The organism is Halobacillus campisalis (assembly GCF_030345335.1).
In the GTDB taxonomy this organism is placed as follows: domain Bacteria; phylum Bacillota; class Bacilli; order Bacillales; family Halobacillaceae; genus Halobacillus_A; species Halobacillus_A campisalis.
The window spans coordinates 192,984-211,184 of the sequence record NZ_JAPVRC010000004.1; the positions used below are offsets into that span (position 1 = coordinate 192,984).

The window sequence follows — 18,201 nt, forward strand, 5'->3', positions numbered from 1 at the left end:
AGGAGAGATTATTAATGCCTTATATTACTGATGTATATGCACGTGAAGTCCTTGACTCCCGTGGTAACCCAACCGTAGAGGTAGAAGTTTACACTGAATCAGGGGCGTTCGGTACAGCCCTAGTTCCAAGTGGAGCATCTACTGGAGAGTACGAAGCTGTAGAACTTCGTGATGGAGACAAAGACCGTTATCTAGGCAAAGGTGTACAGAATGCAGTTGATAACGTAAATGAAAAAATCGCTCCAAACCTTTTAGGAATGGACGTTACTCAACAAGTGATCATTGACCAAATGATGATTGAACTTGATGGTACTGAAAATAAAGGAACGCTTGGAGCTAATGCTATTCTAGGTGTATCTATGGCTGTAGCTCATGCTGCTGCAGATGTTTTAGATCTACCTCTTTATAAGTACTTGGGAGGATTTACTGCTGCCACTCTACCGACTCCAATGATGAACATTCTTAACGGCGGAGAGCACGCTGATAATAACGTAGATATCCAAGAATTCATGATCATGCCTGTTGGCGCGCCAACGTTCAAAGAGGCTGTGCGCATGGGTGCTGAAATTTTCCACTCGCTGAAAAAAGTTCTTAAATCTAAAGGCTACAATACAGGCGTTGGTGACGAAGGTGGATTTGCACCTAACTTAGGATCAAATGAAGAAGCACTATCTACAATCATTGAAGCTATTGAAGAAGCTGGCTACAAGCCTGATGAAGAAGTTAGACTTGCTATGGACGTAGCATCTTCTGAAATTTACGAAGACGGTAAGTACAACCTTAAAGGCGAAGGCGTAGTCCGTACTTCCGAAGAAATGGTTGATTGGTACGAAGAGCTCGTTAATAAGTATCCAATTGTTTCTATTGAAGATGGACTTGATGAGAACGACTGGGAAGGTACTAAACTTCTGACAGATCGCATTGGAGACCGCGTCCAGCTTGTAGGTGATGATCTATTCGTTACAAATACGAATAAATTGAGCCGTGCTATCAAAGAAGGCGTAGGAAACTCTATCCTTATTAAAGTTAACCAAATTGGTACCCTTACTGAAACGTTTGAAGCTATTGAAATGGCTAAGCGTGCAGGATACACCGCAGTTATTTCTCACCGTTCTGGTGAAACAGAAGACGCGACTATTGCTGATATCGCAGTTGCTACGAATGCTGGTCAAATTAAGACTGGTGCTCCATCCCGTACGGATCGCGTAGCGAAATATAATCAGCTTCTTCGTATAGAAGACCAACTATTAGGTACAGCAACTTACGCTGGAAACCAGGCTTTCTATAACTTGAATAAATAAGAATGAAAAGCAAAATCAAAAGCCTCCCTCGTACTTTCGAGGGAGGCTTTTTTTTTCGTTTTCTAGTATGATAGAAAAAGAGATTATTGAAATTAGTAGGAGACTTTAGACCATGAAGAAACTAATAAAATATATTGTCATCTTATTTATCATATATGTAGCTTATACAGGGTATTCGATCTGGACCTATGGTGCAAATAACGAAGACGCAGATGCTGATGCAGCTATTGTTTTAGGTGCTGCACAATGGAATGGAACACCCAGCCCGGTGTTTGAAGGTCGTTTAAAACAAGGCATAGAGTTATATAAAAAAGGTCAAGTCGATTTTTTAATTGTAACCGGAGGTACTATAGATTCGGCTGAAGACTCAGAGGGAGAAGTAGGCAAAAGTTATGCGATGGAACAAGGAGTTCCAGAAAAAGACATCATAGTGGAAGATAGGTCGCTGGAAACGGAAGAGAATTTATCTAACGCTAAAACCTTAATTAAAAATCGTGATATTCATTCTTTTCTTTTAGTCAGTGATGCTTTTCATTTAAAACGCGCTGTTTCTCTTGCCGATGAAAGAGGAATGGATGCGGAAGGCGTAGCCACAGAGTATTCTGCCTATGAGTCGTTAGAAACTAAGCTGCCATTTTTCTTTGAAGAATGGGCGTATTATGTAGGGAACCAAATGTTAAAAGTATTCCGTTAAATAACTGGGGTGTGCATGTTGGACATAATTGAAGCGATTAAGGAGCGGCGCTCCATTCATGAATTCTCTCCAAAAAGAATAGAAGAAAGTATCCTGCAGGAAATTTTCAATATAGCCAGCTGGGCTCCTAATCATCGAATGAAGCAGCCGTGGCAGGTCCTTCTGTTCCAGGAATCGGGAAGTGATGATTACGCAAGTCTTGTCATTGAAAGCTATGTGAGAAATGGTCTCACAGAAGGTTATTCAGCAGATAAAACGGAAAGAATGATGAAGGGGATCAAGAAATTTTTGGTAGAGATTCCTCACCATGCACTTATTTATATGGAAAAAGATATGGATGACCATAAATACGAAGAAGATTATGCTGCAGTCTGTGCGTTCATCCAAAATGTCCAGCTTGCTGCCTGGGCACACAAAATAGGCGTACTTTGGACATCTAGCCCTTATATCCACGATAAGAAATTTATTGAAGGTATTGGCTTAAATAGTGATCAACATAAAATTGTAGGGGTACTGCAAATGGGCTATCCTAAAAAAATACCCCGGGCTAAAAATAGGGGCACTGTATCCATCAATATAAAAAAAGATTCATTCATCCAAAGAAACTGACTCTCTTATTTTTGAGAGTCAGTTTCTTTTGGTGGAATTTCATTGTCCGGTGATTGGTCATCCGGATGAGGGTCAACCGTATGCTCATAAGCGTAGCCCTTGGAGATAGCTGCCCAGAAGGCTCCTGCAATGCCTAAGACGATAGCAATACATATGATCATCACAATAGTTAATGTCATGAAGTCACTTCTTTCTTAAAGCATTTAAAGAAGGGAGGAACCAGTGGCTCTCCCTTCTAGTTATAATGATAGTTTGTCACGATTAGGTGAAATTATTTAAGTTTGGTTCGTTTTTTCTTTGACGAACGCTACTACTTCTTCAGAAGTACCCATGGAAAGAATCTCATCTTTAAAGCCAGCCAATTCTTGTTTAGATAGTTCTTTTAATTGTGTACGAGCTGGTAAGATTGATGTAGCACTCATACTGAATTCGTCCAATCCAAGACCGAGAAGAATCGGAATAGCGATTTCATCGCCAGCCATTTCTCCGCACATTCCAGCCCATTTGCCTTCAGCATGAGCTGCTTCGATAACATTATTGATTAAACCTAAAATGGCAGGGTTGTATGGTTGATATAAGTAAGATACCCGTTCATTCATTCGGTCGGCAGCCATTGTATACTGGATTAAATCATTCGTGCCAATACTAAAGAAATCAACTTCTTTAGCGAACTGACGAGCAATGACAGCAGTTGCCGGAATCTCAACCATCATGCCGACTTCAAGTGATTCAGCGACATCTTGTCCCTCTTCGATCAACTTCTGTTTTTCTTCTTCAAGCATTGCTTTTGCCTGACGGAATTCATCAAGAGTAGCAATCATAGGGAACATGATTTTTAAGTTGCCGTGTACACTTGCGCGTAGAAGAGCACGGAGCTGAACACGGAAAATATCATCCCGTTCTAGACAAAGACGGATTGCACGGTAGCCCAGAAATGGGTTCATTTCTTTCGGAAGGTCTAAATAGTCAAGCTCTTTATCTCCTCCGATATCAAGCGTACGGACGACAACAGGCTTGTCTCCCATTTGCTTTAATACAGAAGAGTATGCATCAAACTGTTCTTCTTCTGTAGGAAGCTGATTTTTTCCCATATAGAGAAATTCTGTACGATAAAGGCCTACGCCTTCCCCTCCATTGTTAAGCACTCCAGCCACATCTTCAGGAGTTCCTATGTTGGCCGCAAGCTCTACGTGTTCACCATCGGCAGTTTTTGTAGGATCATCTTTGAGCTTAGCCCATTCTTTTTTCTTCTCTTCAAAATCAGCTTGTTTCTGCTCATAACGGCGGATTTCCTCAGCTGATGGGTCTACAATCACGTCTCCGTTAATACCGTCTACAATGATCATGACGTCTTTCTCTGCACGGCTGGTAATATCCTTAGTTCCAACTACAGCCGGAATTTCAAGAGAGCGGGCCATAATCGCCGAGTGAGAAGTTCGGCCACCGATGTCCGTAGTAAAACCTTTGACATACTGCTTATTAAGTTGAGCTGTATCTGACGGAGTTAAATCATCCGCAACGATGACAACTTCTTCATTAATCAATGCAGGGTCAGGGAACGTAACGTTCAATAAATGAGCCATAACCCTTTTTGTAACGTCCTGTATGTCCGCAGCACGCTCGCGCATATATTCATTATCCATGCCTTTAAACATGTCGATGAACATGTTAGCTGTCTCGTCTAGAGCAGCTTCCGCATTAACGTTGTCTGTTTTGATTTTATCCTCGATCGGTTTGATAAGTTCTGGATCACTTAGCACAAGCAGATGAGCTGAGAATATTTCGGCATGCTCATCACCTAGTGAATTTTTAGTATGAGCTTTGATTTTTTCCAGTTCATTCTTAGAAATATCTAAAGCATCATGTAGTCTTTTGACTTCTTGTTCCGGTTGGTCTACATCTGTCTTGCTGTAAGAAAGATCTGGAGCCTCCAGACGGTATACTTTAGCGATCGCTATACCACTGGAAGCTGCAATTCCTTGAAGTTGTGTCATGAAGTTATTCCCCCAGCCCTTCATTCTTTAAAGTCGTTGCAAGGTGGTCGATTGCTTCTTGTTCGTCACTGCCTTCAGCAGTAATTTTAACATCCGCTCCTGAAGGAATTCCCAGGCTCATGATTCCCATGATGGATTTAAGGTTCACTGATTTCTCTTTGTAGTGAAGGTTGATGTCTGACTCATATTTTCCTGCATTTTGTACAAGCACAGTTGCTGGACGAGCATGTACGCCGTCTGAAGATGTGATGTGAAAAGTTTTTTCTACCATTCTAATTCCTCCTCATAATAATAGGTCTCTAAAAAAGAATACCCTAACTCTCTTATTTTAAGCTTTTCTTAGGTCCTTTTTCAAGAATCCTACCATAAATGCTGCAACTATTGAACCAACTAAAATAGCGAGAATGTACAGAGCAGCTTGTGTAATCCCACCTTGAACGAGACCAATGACTACAATACCGCCGTGTGGAGCAGTTAATCCAATGCTGAAGAGCATAGTCAAAGCGCCAGTTATAGCTGAGCCAACAACCATGGATGGTATAACTCTGGCAGGGTCAGCTGCTGCAAACGGAATGGCGCCTTCCGTAATGAAGAACGCTCCTAGTGCATAAGCGGTTTTTCCAGATTCGCGTTCTTGTTTTGTATATTTATTTTTAAAGATTGTACTTGATAGTGCCATAGCTAACGGTGGAACCATTCCTCCGGCCATTGCAGCTGCAATGATAGAGAAGTTTCCAGCATCTAGTGTAGCAATACCAAACGTATAGGCAGCTTTGTTGATTGGACCACCCATATCGACAGCCATCATGCCGCCTATAATTATTCCGAGAACGGCTACGTTGGCTCCTGTAAGTCCTTCTAACCAACTAAGCAGCCCTGTGTAAATGCTTGTCAATGGAGGATTGATCAACAGCATGATCATTCCTGTACCAAATATGGCAAGTACGGGATAGAAGAGTACCGTCTTTAATCCATCTAAAAACTGAGGTAAGCCTTCCAACAATTTTTTAATACCTAGCGTTAGATATCCTGCTAAGAAACCAGCAATAAGTCCTCCTAGGAAACCGGAACCTCCATCAGCACCTTCGACTCCTGAAGTGGTAGCGATCAAACCGCCAATCATACCAGGAGCAAAGCCAGGGCGATCTGCAATACTAGAAGCAATGAAACCAGCTAGTACAGGAACAAGAAGGAAGAAAGCATTGCCGCCACCGATCGTGTTTAGCATCTCTGCGAAACGATTATATTGTTCACTATCTGGATCTGCAGAGTTAATTCCGAAGAAGAATGAAAGTGCTATGAGAATACCGCCACCAACAACAAACGGAAGCATGTTGGAAACACCATTCATCAAATGTTTATAAATACCGCCGCGTTTTTTACCGCCGCCATCTTCTGAATCTGAACTTCCACCTTCATGGCTGTAAATTGGCGCATCTTTATTTTGAGCTTTCGTAATTAATTGTTTAGGTTCGTGAATCGCTTTTGCCACAGGAACTTCAATTACTGGTTTACCATCAAATACGCTCATATCCACTTTAGTGTCGGCGGCTACGATGATGGCAGAAGCTTGCGCAATATCGTCAGCGGTCAAACGGTTCTTTACACCGCTCGATCCATTTGTTTGCACTTTGATTTCAACGCCCATTTCTTTTGCTGTTTCTTTCAGTTTATCAGCGGCCATATACGTATGGGCGATCCCTGTCGGGCAAGCAGTTACAGCGAGTACTTTTCCTTCAGAAGTAGAAGAATCTTCAACCTCATCTTCATTTTCCTCTGCTTCTTTCGCGTTGATCGCTTCTATAACCTCATCTTCCGTTTTAGCTGTCTCTAGTTTTTCACGGAAATTCTTATCCATTAAAAAGGATGAAAGGCTGGACAGTGTTTCTAAGTGAGCTTGGTTGGCTCCTTCTGATGCAGCAATCATGAAGAAGAGGTTCGTAGGCTGCCCATCTAATGATTCATAATCCAGGCCTTCCTGTGAGCGGCCAAACGCGATGGCTGGTTCTTTTACAGAAGCCGTTTTTGCGTGAGGGATAGCGATTCCTTCTCCGATCCCTGTTGTACTTTGCTGTTCGCGTTCTTCAATGGCTTGTTTATATCCGTCCCGGTCATTCAGCTTACCGGCTTGATCCAGCTTTCCAATCAGTTCATCTATGGCTTCTGGCTTGGAAGAAGCTGTCATGTTAAGCAAAATGGTATCTTTCGTCAACAAATCTGTAATTCTCATTGTATCTTTCCCTCCTTAGATAATAGGTGAAATATTGATCTCTTCTTTTAGGCGATCGACGTCTTCCTTTTGACATAAGTCATCTTGAAAAGCAGTGGCACTTCCTGTAGCTACACCATCTCTGAAAGCTTCTTCAACAGACTTTCCTTGACTTAGTGCTGCGATGAATCCAGAAACGACGGAGTCGCCGGCGCCAACAGAGTTTTTCACTTCGCCTTTCGGAACGTTCGCATAAAATTTATGTTCACTGTCTACATAAACGGCACCTTTCCCTCCCATGGAGACGATGACGTGTTTTGCACCTTGCTCAACAAGTTTGCGCGCATAGTAAGCGGCTTCTTCCACTGAAGAAATCGTAGTATCGAACAATTCGCCGAGTTCATGTTCATTCGGCTTTAGAAAAAATACTTGTTTACCTAATAGCTGCCTAAGTGCGTCCCCTGAAGTGTCTGCAACTAGTGGAATGTTTTTTTGCAAGCAAATGTCAGCTATTTGGTTATAAAAGTCCTTAGGCATTGATGAAGGGACGCTGCCGGCAAGAATCAGGTAATCCTCTCCATGTAATGATCGAACCTGATCAAGAAGCTGGGTAAGTTGTACTTCAGAAACATTTGGGCCGGGCCCGTTGATTTCTGATTCCTGTTCACCTTTTAGTTTTACATTGATCCTTGTATAGTCCCCCGTCTCAATAAAGTTGTGCTTAATCCCTTCTTGTTCGAGGGAATTTATAATGAATTGACCCGTGAAATTCCCTATAAACCCGAGAGCTATAGTAGAAACTCCCAGTCTTTCCATTACTCTGGAAACGTTGATCCCTTTCCCTCCGGGGTAATAAAAAGTTTTATGAGATCTAGTCAGCCCTCCCGCTTGAAATCCATCCACATGCATGATGTAGTCGATGGAAGGGTTAAGTGTACAAGTGTAAATCATGGAGTCACAACCTTTATATTCGTTTTATCTTGAAATTCATGGAGAAGGGGTCCATTATAATCTGTAATGATGTTGGCTTCTTCAATGTTCGCAATTTGAGAAAAAGTCACTTCGTTAAATTTTGATTGGTCTGCTAGAACATATCTGTTCTGTGACAGTGCCAATGTCGTTCTTTTTATAGCTGCCTCTTCGGGGTCAGGAGTAGTGTATCCATCTTCGAGGCTAATTCCATTCGCACCCATAAAACACTGGTCAAAACGATATTGCTTCAGGTTTTGCAAAGCACTTGTTCCAACGACAGCTCGTGTTCTCTCCTTGACGTATCCACCGAGTACAAATGTTTTAATATGATAATCAGTGAGGGCGTCTAATTGGTTAAGACCATTCGTTACGACTGTAATATCTTTACCGGATAAGTAAGAGATCATTTCGTATGTCGTTGTTCCGGCATCAATGAAAATAGATTCTCCATCCCTGACTAAAGAAGCGGCCGCTTCCGCAATCAACTTTTTCTCTGGATGGAACTTAGTGGATTTTTCATCAATCGTCGGCTCTACACTAGTTGCGTGGCGCAGCGAAGCACCACCATGTACCCTGTGAAGCTTGCCTGACAGTTCCAGTTGGTCAAGGTCTCGCCTAATCGTAGACTCGGAGGCTTGCGTAAGCTGGACAAGTTGTTTCAATTTAATTGTATGATGCTTTTGAAGGAGCTCTAAAATATGCTGGTGACGCTCAGCTGTTAACAGACTAAGACCCTCCCTTCATGTCTCTAAGTTCATTTTAAAGTAAGCCCTTTCAGAAATCAATCAAAAACGTTCATTAACTTTCAAAAACTATCAATAAATGTGTCAAATTCATTCACATTTTATAATAAGCCACATACAAATTATCATGTTGCTGTCTTTAATGTTTTATGCTACATTTATAATAGTTTATTGTGCGTCTTTAGGAGGTGTTGGCACATCATGGAAACACTTGCAATTACTTTATTAGTTATTGATACTATTGCTTTAATCGTACTTGTGCTACTGCAATCAGGAAAGAGTGCTGGTTTATCTGGAGCGATCTCCGGGGGAGCTGAACAACTCTTCGGTAAGCAAAAGGCTCGTGGAATCGATGCGGTTTTACATCGAGCGACAGTTGTCACTGGAGTTCTCTTCTTTGTACTTGCTTTCTCGGCAGCCTACATCTTAGGATAACCTTATGCCTGCTTACAAGGCCGCGCTTTTATACGAGCGCGGCTTTTTTGTGCAGATTTTGTGTTTAGTGAATTTGATTTTGGTAAAATAGAAACATTGTAATTACGAATGAAATTTAAATTTAAGGAAATAGATGAAGTAAGGAGAGAGATCAGAATGAATATCAAACAACCAGAACCATTCACATTTGAAGGAGAAGGCGAAAGAGCAGTTTTACTATTACATGGTTTTACAGGTCATTCAGCTGACGTACGCATGCTTGGACGCTTTTTGCAAAAACACGGATACACTTCTCATGCCCCTATTTATAGAGGTCACGGAAGAGAACTAGAAGCCCTTGTAGACGCTACTCCAGAACAATGGTGGGAAGATGTGATGTCATCCTTGAACCATCTAAGAGAATTAGGTTACAAAAAAATTGCGGTAGCCGGACTTTCTCTAGGGGGAGTACTTGGACTAAAACTTGCATATTCTGAACCGATAAAGGGTATTGTCACGATGTGTAGTCCTATGTTTTTCGATAATGAGGAACAATTGACCCAGGGATTCACATTTAAAGCCAGGCAATACAAGCAGTTAGAAGGAAAAGATAAGGAAACGATCGATAAAGAAGTGGACGAATTACTCGAAGAATCCAAAGATATGTTTTCACAATTAGGAGACTTTATAACCTCTGTCCATGATGAAGTCGATCAAATCTATACTCCGGCTTTTATCATACAAGCCGAAAAAGACGAAATGATAAACAAAGAAAGTGCAAACTATATTTATGAAAACATTGAATCTGATCAAAAAGATATTAAATGGTACAAAAACTCCGGCCATGTGATCACAATGGATAAAGAAAAAGAACAACTACATGAAGATGTTTTGGAATTTCTTGAATCACTGGATTGGTCATAATCGGTCAGAGTCTTGTCCATCACTTGAGGAGGTAAATAAATGAATACAGATTTAAAACAGAAAATTGTGCAGCATTTTAACGAAGCTGCCTCAAAACCTCTTTCAGTCGAAGAGCTAGAAGAAGTTCTAGAATTAAAAGACTCAGAAGATTTTAAGGTATTAGTGAAAGTCTTGAACGAATTGGAAGAAGAGGGTGAATTAGTCCGGACGAGAAAGAACAGGTTCGGGCTCCCTGAAAAAATGAATTTAATCCGTGGGAAGATTCAAATGCACGCGAAGGGGTTTGCATTCCTAATCCCGGATGATGAGGGGAAAGATGATGTATACCTGCATCATTCTGATCTCAGCTCTGCCATGAACAATGATAAGGTGCTCGTCCGTGTTGAGAAAAGGGATGAGAATGGACAGCGCCCTGAGGGGACTGTTATCAGGATTTTAGAACGCGCTACTAACAGGGTAGTCGGAACGTATGAATCAAGCCGGAATTTTGGATTTGTCGTAGCGGATGATAAGCGTATCCCTCACGATATATTCATCCCTAAGTCCCAGGTAAATGGAGCAGTGGATGGACATAAAGTGATTGTGGAAATTACGAAGTTTCCTGAAGATCGTATGAGTGCTGAAGGGGAAATCGTAGAAATCCTTGGGCATAAGAATGACCCTGGTATCGACATCATATCCATTATCCATAAGCATGGAATCAAAACCGAATTCCCGGAAGAAGTTTTGGAACAGGCAGGGAATACGCCTGAGCAAATAACTGAAGAGGAAATTGGGAGCCGCAGAGACTTACGTGATGAAACCATCGTAACGATCGATGGAGCGGATGCTAAAGATTTGGATGATGCTGTCACCGTGAAAAAGCTCGATAACGGAAACTATAAGTTAGGAGTTCATATCGCGGATGTCACTTATTATGTAGGAGAAAATTCTCCGATTGATAAAGAAGCAAGGGAACGCGCTACAAGTGTGTACCTAGTTGATCGTGTCATTCCGATGATTCCGCACCGTTTATCTAATGGAATTTGTTCTTTGAACCCGCAAGTCGACCGACTGACTCTGTCTTGTGAAATGGAGATAGATTCCAGTGGTGTCGTGGTAGGTCATGAAATTTTCCAAAGTGTCATTAAAACAAATGAACGAATGACCTACTCTGATGTGAATGCTATTTTAGAGCATAACGATGAGGAATTAATTGAAAAGTACAAAGAGCTTGTACCGATGTTCCGAGAAATGGAAAGCTTAGCAGCCACTCTTCGTAAAAAACGGTTCGGTCGCGGTGCAATAGATTTTGACTTTAAAGAAGCTGGGGTCATTGTAGATGATGAAGGAAAAGCAGTCGATGTGAAACTTCGGGAGCGTTCTGTTGCGGAAAGACTGATTGAGGAATTTATGCTGGCCGCGAACGAAACTGTGGCTGAACATTTTCACTGGATGGAAGTTCCTTTCATCCACCGTATTCACGAGGATCCAGATGAATCCAAGCTGCAAAACTTCTTTGAATTTGTGGCCAACCTTGGATATTCTGTAAAAGGCTCAGCAGAAAATGTACATCCACAAGCACTTCAGCAAGTACTGGAGACTGTCAAAGACTCTCAGGAAGAGATGATCATTTCCAAATTGATGCTTCGTTCGATGCAGCAGGCGAAGTATGATCCGCAAAGCCTTGGTCACTTTGGGCTATCTACTGAATTCTATACACACTTTACGTCACCTATACGACGGTATCCCGACTTAATCGTCCACCGGTTAATCCGCACGTATCTTGTTGAAAAGCAGCTCGATTATAAAACACGTAAACATTGGAAGGATCAGCTTCCTGAAATTGCCAAACATTCATCTGCAAAAGAACGTGCGTCTGTAGATGCTGAACGTGAAACGGATGATTTGAAAAAAGCAGAATTTATGCAAGATAAGATTGGGGAAGAATATGATGGTGTAGTCAGTTCTGTAACCAGTTTCGGTCTGTTCGTTGAATTACCGAACACCGTAGAAGGACTTGTTCACGTAAGCACACTGACTGACGATTATTACAATTTTCAAGAAAAGCAGTTTGCGATGATCGGTGAGCGAACAGGAAATATGTACCGGATTGGCGACGAAATCACGATCCGTGTAGCCAATGTGAATCTCGATGAAAGAGTCGTGGATTTTGAAGTTGTTGGAATGAAACCAAGAAAACAAAAGGAAAGACCCGCAAGGCCAAAGCAGATTGATGCCAGAGGGCCTGAAAAAAAGAAAGATAAAAAGAAAAAACAAAAAGGGAACAAACCTTTTTACCGAAATAAAGGTGTACCGAAAAAAGGCAAGAAAAAGAAGAAATAAGCGAAAAAACGCGCACGGGTCATCCCGGCGCGTTTGCTTATGTCCATAGTCCGTAAAGAATCCAGGGTTCCTGAACGTCATAGGGGCTAAGGTCTGTGATGTTGTCATAAGCCTGCTTTGAAAAATCAATCCAGCATCCGACGTTGTCCGGGTTTTCATCCCAGTGGTAAAGGATCGTTTCAAAGAATCCTGGCTGAGTATAATGATCGTTCCAGAAATATTTAACGTGTGAGTAATCATATTTTTTCGTGTCATTTTTGATTATAACGAACCTGGTTTTATCATGATTGATGTATACTTTAGATGAATCTAAATAGTCATCGGTGAAAAATGCTTCATCATAGGGGAAGGAATAATAGCATTCGTATGGAAATAAGCCTAAATGATTTTCATTCAAAGAAAGTAGAAGGTCTCGCTTTTCATAAATGGTGTACACCTCATTCCATCTTTCCCCGGGAAAATGATCTTTCAACTTTTCAGGTTTATTAAGCGTTAAGTAGTAGGATATTGTATCAGCTTGAAGTGAAGATTTCTCCAGGAGTCTCCTCGCTGAATGATTGTGGACGTGCGTGTTTGCTCCAATCCATTTGACTTCAGGACTGTTTCTTAACTGGTCAATAACCGGTTTGAGCAGTTCGGTCGCATAACCTTGCGAACGGTACCTGCGATCACTGCGGAGTCTGCCGATCATGGCAAAACGATTTTGTCCGAAAAGACTATAGGCCTGCAAGCGAGAGAAGCTGATCCTCCTGGAATAAGCCATAAAGCTCCTGAGAAGGAGAGGCGACCAGGCGATCAAAGATACGAATGACATAATCATCTTCAATCCCCGTATCCATCTGGGTTAAAGCAGGTAAATCATTAAGAGTCAATTTTCGGACCTGGACTAATTGTTCCATGGATCAAGCTCCTTTACTTATACTATGCAAACATATATTCTCACATTAATTGTAAAAAAGTCCATCACATTGCTTCTTTCAAAATTGGATTGCCCGATCATTTTTGATACAATTAAGTGGATGGTTATTAGGAGGAAGAAGTTATGCCAAGAGGTCATGGGAAAACAATAGCACAAAATAAAAAAGCTGGTCACGATTATTTTATAGAAGAAACGTTCGAAGCAGGCATCGTTCTGCAAGGAACGGAAATTAAAGCGATTCGTGCCGGAAGAGTTAACTTGAAAGAGAGTTTTGCCAGAATAAAAGACGGAGAAGTTTATATTCACAATATGCATATCTCCCATTACGAGCAGGGTAACATTTACAATCATGAACCAACTAGAAGCCGCAAATTGCTGCTTCATCGTAAACAAATCAACCAACTGATTGGAGCTACCCAGCAAAAAGGTTATGCACTAGTCCCTCTGAAAATGTATATCAAGAACGGTGTCGCTAAAGTATTAATCGGATTAGGCCGAGGGAAGAAGAAATACGATAAGCGGGAAGACTTGAAACGCAAACAAGTCAATCGTGAAATCGACCGTGCCATTAAAGAAAGCCTTAAATAGTTCCGACTTGATTTTTTAAGTGGCTATGGTATAATAATTGATGTCGCGAAAGTGATGATTCGAATGAGTTTGATGCTATCTATTTAATCCTAACGGGGACGTTACGGATTCGACGGGGATAGTTTGAGCTCGGGTTGCAGGTCGAGGCGACGACTCGTACAACGTCATTTGCCTAAAATAACTGGCGAATCTAACGATAACCTAGCTGTAGCTGCGTAAGTAGTCTATAGCTGATCCTTCCTGGCATCGCTCGTGTGCCAGATCGAAGGGTCTCAAACTGAAGCGAGCTACGCGTTCTTCCACCACCTGAGGAAGGACGAAGAGACTAATCAGGTTAGCTGCTCGGAAGCCTGTTGATAGGCTGAAGAGTAAGCGAAATATAATATATCAACTAAGCTTGTAGAAGCCCGAGTGCCGATATCTCCGGACGTGGGTTCGACTCCCACCGTCTCCACCAATACATATTGGTGGTTTTTTTATGTCTAATTTTAAATGTTTCCAGCACCAGTTGATCACAACCTAGTAGCTAATACTAATCTTTAACAGAATCTATTTCTAAAAGTATCGAGCTGCCATAAAAAAAGAAGAAGTATTACGAACCTTATACAGTGTGCAGTTATTTTATTTTAGCTTTTCCTATAATCTTAAGATAATATAGGGTTTGTACAAATTGATTTGAGAATATTAAACTAGTATTTCAGAATACCTTAACATATGAAATCGTCGTAAAATCGGCTATTTAAATGAATTTATTGCAATGGAGATGTGAATATGAGTGATTTAACAGCACCAGAGAAAAGGTTTCGCCCTGAAATAGAAGGTATAAGAGCTGTTGCGGCATTATTAGTAGCAATATATCATATTTGGTTAGGCTCCGTATCCGGCGGGGTAGATGTCTTTTTTATTGTATCGGGCTACTTAATTACTACCTCTTTATTATCGCGAATGGTAAGAGAGGGTAAAATTAACATTTTGGAATATCTCTTAGGATTGGCTAGAAGACTTTTTCCGATAGCATTCATCGTAATCCTGGTTACGGCACTGCTGTCTATTCTTATTATGCCTCAATCTCAATGGGAACAAATTATAGCCGAAACGTTCGCTTCGGCTTTCTACTTCCAGAACTGGCAGTTAGCTACTAGTGCGGTCGATTACTTGGCTCAAAATAATGATGCCAGTCCGTTTCAACATTTTTGGGCACTTTCGATCCAGGGACAATTTTATGTGACTTGGCCGATTATTATATTCTTGGCGTACTACCTGGCAAGAAAAATATTGAAAACACCTGTCAGGAAAACTCTCTTAGGTGTTCTAATCGTCATTTTTACTATTTCTATTATTTATTCTATCTACATTACTTCTGCTAACCAGCCGTGGGCATATTTTGACACTTTCGCCCGAGTTTGGGAATTCAGTCTTGGCGGAATTCTAGCATTATTGATCCCTTACGTTAATATTAATAAAACCATAAGTATAGTCATAGGCTGGCTCGGCCTTGCGATCGTCTGCTTGACTGGAATTATTTTGCCCGTTTCCAGTGTTTTTCCAGGCTATGCGGCCCTGCTGCCAACGACTGGGGTTATTCTAGTGATCATTTCAGCTGAGAAAGGAAGCCGCTTAGGAGTAGAGAGGTTATTAGGTTCAAAGCCATTTCTTTATTTCGGCAGTATTTCGTACGGTTTTTATTTATGGCATTGGCCGCTGCTTATCTTCTATTATGCTTATTTCGGCACCGATAAGGCCTCGATACAAGCGGGTATGGCAATTTTGCTATTAACACTGATTCTATCTATTCTGTCAGTCAGAATACTTGAAACACCAGTCCGCAAAATTAACATTAAACAGTCGAAGCTTAAGCTTTCGGCAATATTGTTCTCTTTAATGCTTCCTGTTCTCGTAGTCTACTTTTCATGGGGGGCTTATTCTGAACAAGTGCAGGATGAACTCAGTGGGGAATATAGTGAGGAAGAATATCCTGGCGCCCTTGCTATCCATGAAGGTATAGAACCTCCTTCTGATGTCGAGCCAATTTCTAATACGAACGATGCAGAAAGTAATCTTCCTGATTTTTATACGGAAGATGGATGCTTTACAAGTATAGAAGGGGCAGAGGTGAGCTATTGTTCTTTCGGTGAAACGGAGAACCCTGAACATACCATTGCTCTGGTAGGAGGATCCCATACGGGTCACTGGTTCCCAGCTTTGGATGAACTATCTGAAGAAATGGACTTCCAGATCGATGTATATAATAAAGATGGTTGTCGGTTCACTACTGATGATTTTGGCGGAGCTATGAACGAATCATGTATGGAGTGGAATGAGAAAGTGATAGAACCACTAAGAGAAGATCCGCCGGATTTAGTATTCGGCACAGCGACGGTGAACCGTGGAAATAAGGTGCCACAAGGGTACATCGAACAGTGGGAAAAGTTAGAAGGGGTAACGGAAGTATTTGCAATCCGTGATAATCCGAGGATGAAAGAGAAGATACCTGCATGTATTGAAACAAAATCAGAAGAAGAATGTTCCATACCTCGAGAGGAAGGACTTTCTGAAGTGACGCCTTGGGAAAATACAGAGGGCATACCGGATAATGTGACGTTCGCTGATTTATCAGAGTATTTTTGTGACGATGAAACTTGTCATTCTGTCATTGGAAATGTTCTCGTTTATCGTGATCAGCATCATCTTACTAATTTATATTCTAAAACTTTGGCTGAACCATTAAGAGAGCCACTTGCTGAAGCACTGGAAAGTTTAGGAGAATAATATGTGACAAATGTAAGAGTAAAGAAATAACAGCCAGAGCTAAGTATCGTTTCAATCAATCAAATGAACAAGGTGCCAATCCTCCCATATCAATAAGAAACTATCTATTAAAAATCTACACCTGGGTTTAACACAACTGAAAAAAATATAATTAAAAGGCATGAATCAGTCGATAATTTTCTAAGTTCGACTTGTTCATGCTTTTTTATATGATAAGAAAACTAACTTTTTGTGTGACTTTCTATTATTTTTTATAGTCATCTTCCTCTATTAAAAGAATAAGGGGTTATAACTATACCTTGTAAAGAGTCCGGAATATGTTATTGCTGATATAGAGCTTATTTAGGACTTTTTTTAAAAATAAAGGAGTAAATAAAATGACGAACGACAAAGTCCAACTGGATAGAATAGTAGAGTTTGCATCCAATTTAATTGAGGGGTTAGAAAATACAGATAGCTTTCCAGTCATTGCAGAAGAGAAGAGCATTGAAACAGACTCACTCATTAAAGGTAGTGAAATTATTGATAAGAAACATAATCTTCAAAATGCTGAAAGTTCAGACAATCTTATACATGAAGTTTACAAATTTAATAAGCAAGTCCAAGAATTGAAAAATCAAATGAGTGAAATTCGAGCTCAATATACAAAGCTTACAAAATTACTAAAAAATTCTTGATTAGAACATTCCATGATTCCTTATAATCTACTTACTATTGACAGCGTTTTCAAAATGAGTTAAATTGATTACAACAAGTTAACTATGTGACGGAGATACGGAGACTCACACGAGATTTAGTACTGCATATGCGCGGAGTACTTTAATTTAGTGTGGGTCTTTTTTGTACTAACATAGTTGACTGGGAAAAAGGAGGAGAAAAAAACATGTCGGAATTTGCTGCAGAATTGATTGGGACGATGATTCTCATTATTTTCGGGGGAGGAGTCGTCGGAGGAGTCGTACTAAAGGATTCTAAAGCTGAAGGGGCCGGCTGGGTCGTCATCACGATCGGATGGGGACTAGCAGTTGCGATGGGGGTATATGCAGTAGGTAATTTTTCTGGTGCGCATATCAACCCGGCAGTGACCTTAGGATTTGCAGCTATCGGCGAATTTGAATGGGCAAAAGTCCCTCTGTATATTACCGCCCAAATGATTGGGGCTTTCATTGGAGGAGCTATCGTATTTTTCAACTACTTACCACATTGGAAGAAAACAAAAGATCAAGGAGCGAAATTAGCAGTGTTTTCAACCGACCCTGCAGTAAGAAGTCCTTTTTCAAACTTAGTCAGTGAAATGGTCGGAACGTTTGTTTTATTAATGGGTTTACTATTTATTGGTGCCAATGAATTTACTGATGGTTTGAACCCGCTTATTGTAGGTGCATTGATTATAGCGATTGGGATGTCCTTAGGCGGCGCTACTGGTTATGCGATTAACCCTGCGCGAGATTTGGGGCCAAGAATTGCACACGCCCTTCTTCCTATTCCAGGTAAAGGCGGATCCGACTGGGGATATGCCTGGATTCCGATTGTAGGACCGATTCTCGGAGGAATTTATGGCGCTGTATTTTACAATGCCCTGTTCCTAGGAAACTTTAGTGCACTGTTTTGGATAATGAGTATTATCGTTGCTGGTATTCTACTAGGAGCCGCTTCGTCAGAGCTTAAAAAAGAGCATACACCAGCCGATCAAATCGAAGAAAAAGTAGTCTAATTATATAATAATGGAGGAGAAATTTT

General features: G+C 41.0%; 18 protein-coding genes and 1 other RNA gene. 11 read left to right on the forward strand and 8 right to left on the reverse strand.

Going from position 1 to position 18,201, the window contains the following annotated elements; translation table 11 throughout:
• Positions 1 to 14: 14 nt before the first annotated feature.
• The 3 genes from eno to O2Q26_RS10725 all read left to right on the forward strand — a co-directional run bounded on the left by eno (position 15) and on the right by O2Q26_RS10725 (position 2,604).
• Positions 15 to 1,301 (forward strand): phosphopyruvate hydratase, encoded by a 1,287-nt coding sequence (gene eno, locus O2Q26_RS10715; protein WP_289215899.1) that lies wholly within the window; start codon positions 15 to 17, stop codon positions 1,299 to 1,301.
• Between the two features lie 112 nt (positions 1,302 to 1,413).
• Entirely contained in the window at positions 1,414 to 1,995 is a 582-nt protein-coding gene (locus O2Q26_RS10720; protein ID WP_289215900.1) for a YdcF family protein, read from the forward strand.
• Between the two features lie 15 nt (positions 1,996 to 2,010).
• On the forward strand, positions 2,011 to 2,604 hold the full coding sequence (locus O2Q26_RS10725; protein WP_289215901.1) for a nitroreductase family protein: 594 nt from the start codon (positions 2,011 to 2,013) through the stop codon (positions 2,602 to 2,604).
• A 5-nt stretch (positions 2,605 to 2,609) separates the two neighbouring features.
• On the opposite strand, the gene ytzI is transcribed toward O2Q26_RS10725, so the two are convergent.
• The 6 genes from ytzI to O2Q26_RS10755 all read right to left on the reverse strand — a co-directional run bounded on the left by ytzI (position 2,610) and on the right by O2Q26_RS10755 (position 8,504).
• Positions 2,610 to 2,783, reverse strand: coding sequence for a YtzI protein (ytzI, locus tag O2Q26_RS10730; RefSeq protein WP_289215902.1), 174 nt, complete (start codon positions 2,781 to 2,783; stop codon positions 2,610 to 2,612).
• 96 nt (positions 2,784 to 2,879) lie between these two features.
• Positions 2,880 to 4,598, reverse strand: coding sequence for a phosphoenolpyruvate--protein phosphotransferase (gene ptsP, locus O2Q26_RS10735; protein WP_289215903.1), 1,719 nt, complete (start codon positions 4,596 to 4,598; stop codon positions 2,880 to 2,882).
• Positions 4,599 to 4,602: 4 nt separating this feature from the next.
• Positions 4,603 to 4,869: a phosphocarrier protein HPr gene (locus O2Q26_RS10740; RefSeq protein WP_253935335.1), complete on the reverse strand. Its 267-nt coding sequence runs from the start codon at positions 4,867 to 4,869 to the stop codon at positions 4,603 to 4,605.
• Between the two features lie 57 nt (positions 4,870 to 4,926).
• Entirely contained in the window at positions 4,927 to 6,828 is a 1,902-nt protein-coding gene (locus tag O2Q26_RS10745; RefSeq protein WP_289215904.1) for a PTS fructose transporter subunit IIABC, read from the reverse strand.
• A gap of 15 nt (positions 6,829 to 6,843) precedes the next feature.
• A complete protein-coding gene (pfkB, locus tag O2Q26_RS10750; RefSeq protein ID WP_289215905.1) occupies positions 6,844 to 7,758 on the reverse strand; it encodes a 1-phosphofructokinase in 915 nt (304 codons plus the stop codon).
• Entirely contained in the window at positions 7,755 to 8,504 is a 750-nt protein-coding gene (locus O2Q26_RS10755; RefSeq protein ID WP_289216029.1) for a DeoR/GlpR family DNA-binding transcription regulator, read from the reverse strand. Before O2Q26_RS10755 ends, pfkB begins: the two co-directional genes overlap by 4 nt.
• Positions 8,505 to 8,723: 219 nt before the next feature.
• Between O2Q26_RS10755 and secG the strand changes: the two genes are divergently transcribed.
• From secG to rnr, 3 genes are all read left to right on the forward strand, one after another.
• Entirely contained in the window at positions 8,724 to 8,957 is a 234-nt protein-coding gene (gene secG, locus O2Q26_RS10760; protein ID WP_253935332.1) for a preprotein translocase subunit SecG, read from the forward strand.
• A gap of 156 nt (positions 8,958 to 9,113) precedes the next feature.
• Complete coding sequence (locus O2Q26_RS10765; RefSeq protein ID WP_289215906.1) at positions 9,114 to 9,860, forward strand: alpha/beta hydrolase; 747 nt, start codon at positions 9,114 to 9,116, stop codon at positions 9,858 to 9,860.
• A 39-nt stretch (positions 9,861 to 9,899) separates the two neighbouring features.
• The gene (rnr, locus tag O2Q26_RS10770; RefSeq protein ID WP_289215907.1) at positions 9,900 to 12,185 is read left to right on the forward strand and encodes a ribonuclease R; all 2,286 of its coding nucleotides are present in this window, start codon (positions 9,900 to 9,902) and stop codon (positions 12,183 to 12,185) included.
• Between the two features lie 37 nt (positions 12,186 to 12,222).
• Here rnr and O2Q26_RS10775 read toward each other — a convergent pair whose 3' ends face one another.
• Both O2Q26_RS10775 and O2Q26_RS10780 read right to left on the reverse strand, forming a co-directional pair.
• Positions 12,223 to 12,948 carry a GNAT family N-acetyltransferase gene (locus O2Q26_RS10775; RefSeq protein WP_289215908.1) on the reverse strand — a complete coding sequence of 242 codons (726 nt, stop codon included), beginning with the start codon at positions 12,946 to 12,948 and terminating at the stop codon, positions 12,223 to 12,225.
• Positions 12,902 to 13,084 carry a hypothetical protein gene (locus tag O2Q26_RS10780; RefSeq protein ID WP_289215909.1) on the reverse strand — a complete coding sequence of 61 codons (183 nt, stop codon included), beginning with the start codon at positions 13,082 to 13,084 and terminating at the stop codon, positions 12,902 to 12,904. The genes O2Q26_RS10775 and O2Q26_RS10780 overlap by 47 nt, the downstream gene beginning before the upstream one ends.
• A 143-nt stretch (positions 13,085 to 13,227) precedes the next feature.
• On the opposite strand from O2Q26_RS10780, the gene smpB reads away from it, so the two are divergent.
• The 5 genes from smpB to O2Q26_RS10805 all read left to right on the forward strand — a co-directional run bounded on the left by smpB (position 13,228) and on the right by O2Q26_RS10805 (position 18,175).
• Positions 13,228 to 13,692 (forward strand): SsrA-binding protein SmpB, encoded by a 465-nt coding sequence (smpB, locus tag O2Q26_RS10785; RefSeq protein ID WP_289215910.1) that lies wholly within the window; start codon positions 13,228 to 13,230, stop codon positions 13,690 to 13,692.
• Positions 13,693 to 13,786: 94 nt separating this feature from the next.
• Positions 13,787 to 14,149: a transfer-messenger RNA gene (gene ssrA / locus O2Q26_RS10790) on the forward strand.
• A gap of 314 nt (positions 14,150 to 14,463) precedes the next feature.
• The gene (locus tag O2Q26_RS10795; protein ID WP_289215911.1) at positions 14,464 to 16,461 is read left to right on the forward strand and encodes an acyltransferase family protein; all 1,998 of its coding nucleotides are present in this window, start codon (positions 14,464 to 14,466) and stop codon (positions 16,459 to 16,461) included.
• 377 nt (positions 16,462 to 16,838) lie between these two features.
• The gene (locus O2Q26_RS10800; RefSeq protein ID WP_289215912.1) at positions 16,839 to 17,138 is read left to right on the forward strand and encodes a hypothetical protein; all 300 of its coding nucleotides are present in this window, start codon (positions 16,839 to 16,841) and stop codon (positions 17,136 to 17,138) included.
• A 206-nt stretch (positions 17,139 to 17,344) separates the two neighbouring features.
• A complete protein-coding gene (locus O2Q26_RS10805; protein ID WP_289215913.1) occupies positions 17,345 to 18,175 on the forward strand; it encodes an MIP/aquaporin family protein in 831 nt (276 codons plus the stop codon).
• The last annotated feature ends 26 nt before the right edge of the window (positions 18,176 to 18,201 follow it).

What these genes read in the sequence shown, in the direction of transcription:
- O2Q26_RS10775 (WP_289215908.1), bottom strand. Translation starts at nt 12,948, where the DNA reads ATGGCTTATTCCAGGAGGATCAGCTTCTCTCGCTTGCAGGCCTATAGT.
- O2Q26_RS10740 (WP_253935335.1), bottom strand. Translation starts at nt 4,869, where the DNA reads ATGGTAGAAAAAACTTTTCACATCACATCTTCAGACGGCGTACATGCT.
- eno (WP_289215899.1), top strand. Translation starts at nt 15, where the DNA reads ATGCCTTATATTACTGATGTATATGCACGTGAAGTCCTTGACTCCCGT.
- ptsP (WP_289215903.1), bottom strand. Translation starts at nt 4,598, where the DNA reads ATGACACAACTTCAAGGAATTGCAGCTTCCAGTGGTATAGCGATCGCT.
- O2Q26_RS10765 (WP_289215906.1), top strand. Translation starts at nt 9,114, where the DNA reads ATGAATATCAAACAACCAGAACCATTCACATTTGAAGGAGAAGGCGAA.
- pfkB (WP_289215905.1), bottom strand. Translation starts at nt 7,758, where the DNA reads ATGATTTACACTTGTACACTTAACCCTTCCATCGACTACATCATGCAT.
- ytzI (WP_289215902.1), bottom strand. Translation starts at nt 2,783, where the DNA reads ATGACATTAACTATTGTGATGATCATATGTATTGCTATCGTCTTAGGC.
- O2Q26_RS10805 (WP_289215913.1), top strand. Translation starts at nt 17,345, where the DNA reads ATGTCGGAATTTGCTGCAGAATTGATTGGGACGATGATTCTCATTATT.
- smpB (WP_289215910.1), top strand. Translation starts at nt 13,228, where the DNA reads ATGCCAAGAGGTCATGGGAAAACAATAGCACAAAATAAAAAAGCTGGT.
- O2Q26_RS10745 (WP_289215904.1), bottom strand. Translation starts at nt 6,828, where the DNA reads ATGAGAATTACAGATTTGTTGACGAAAGATACCATTTTGCTTAACATG.
- O2Q26_RS10780 (WP_289215909.1), bottom strand. Translation starts at nt 13,084, where the DNA reads ATGGAACAATTAGTCCAGGTCCGAAAATTGACTCTTAATGATTTACCT.
- secG (WP_253935332.1), top strand. Translation starts at nt 8,724, where the DNA reads ATGGAAACACTTGCAATTACTTTATTAGTTATTGATACTATTGCTTTA.
- O2Q26_RS10725 (WP_289215901.1), top strand. Translation starts at nt 2,011, where the DNA reads ATGTTGGACATAATTGAAGCGATTAAGGAGCGGCGCTCCATTCATGAA.
- O2Q26_RS10800 (WP_289215912.1), top strand. Translation starts at nt 16,839, where the DNA reads ATGACGAACGACAAAGTCCAACTGGATAGAATAGTAGAGTTTGCATCC.
- rnr (WP_289215907.1), top strand. Translation starts at nt 9,900, where the DNA reads ATGAATACAGATTTAAAACAGAAAATTGTGCAGCATTTTAACGAAGCT.
- O2Q26_RS10720 (WP_289215900.1), top strand. Translation starts at nt 1,414, where the DNA reads ATGAAGAAACTAATAAAATATATTGTCATCTTATTTATCATATATGTA.
- O2Q26_RS10795 (WP_289215911.1), top strand. Translation starts at nt 14,464, where the DNA reads ATGAGTGATTTAACAGCACCAGAGAAAAGGTTTCGCCCTGAAATAGAA.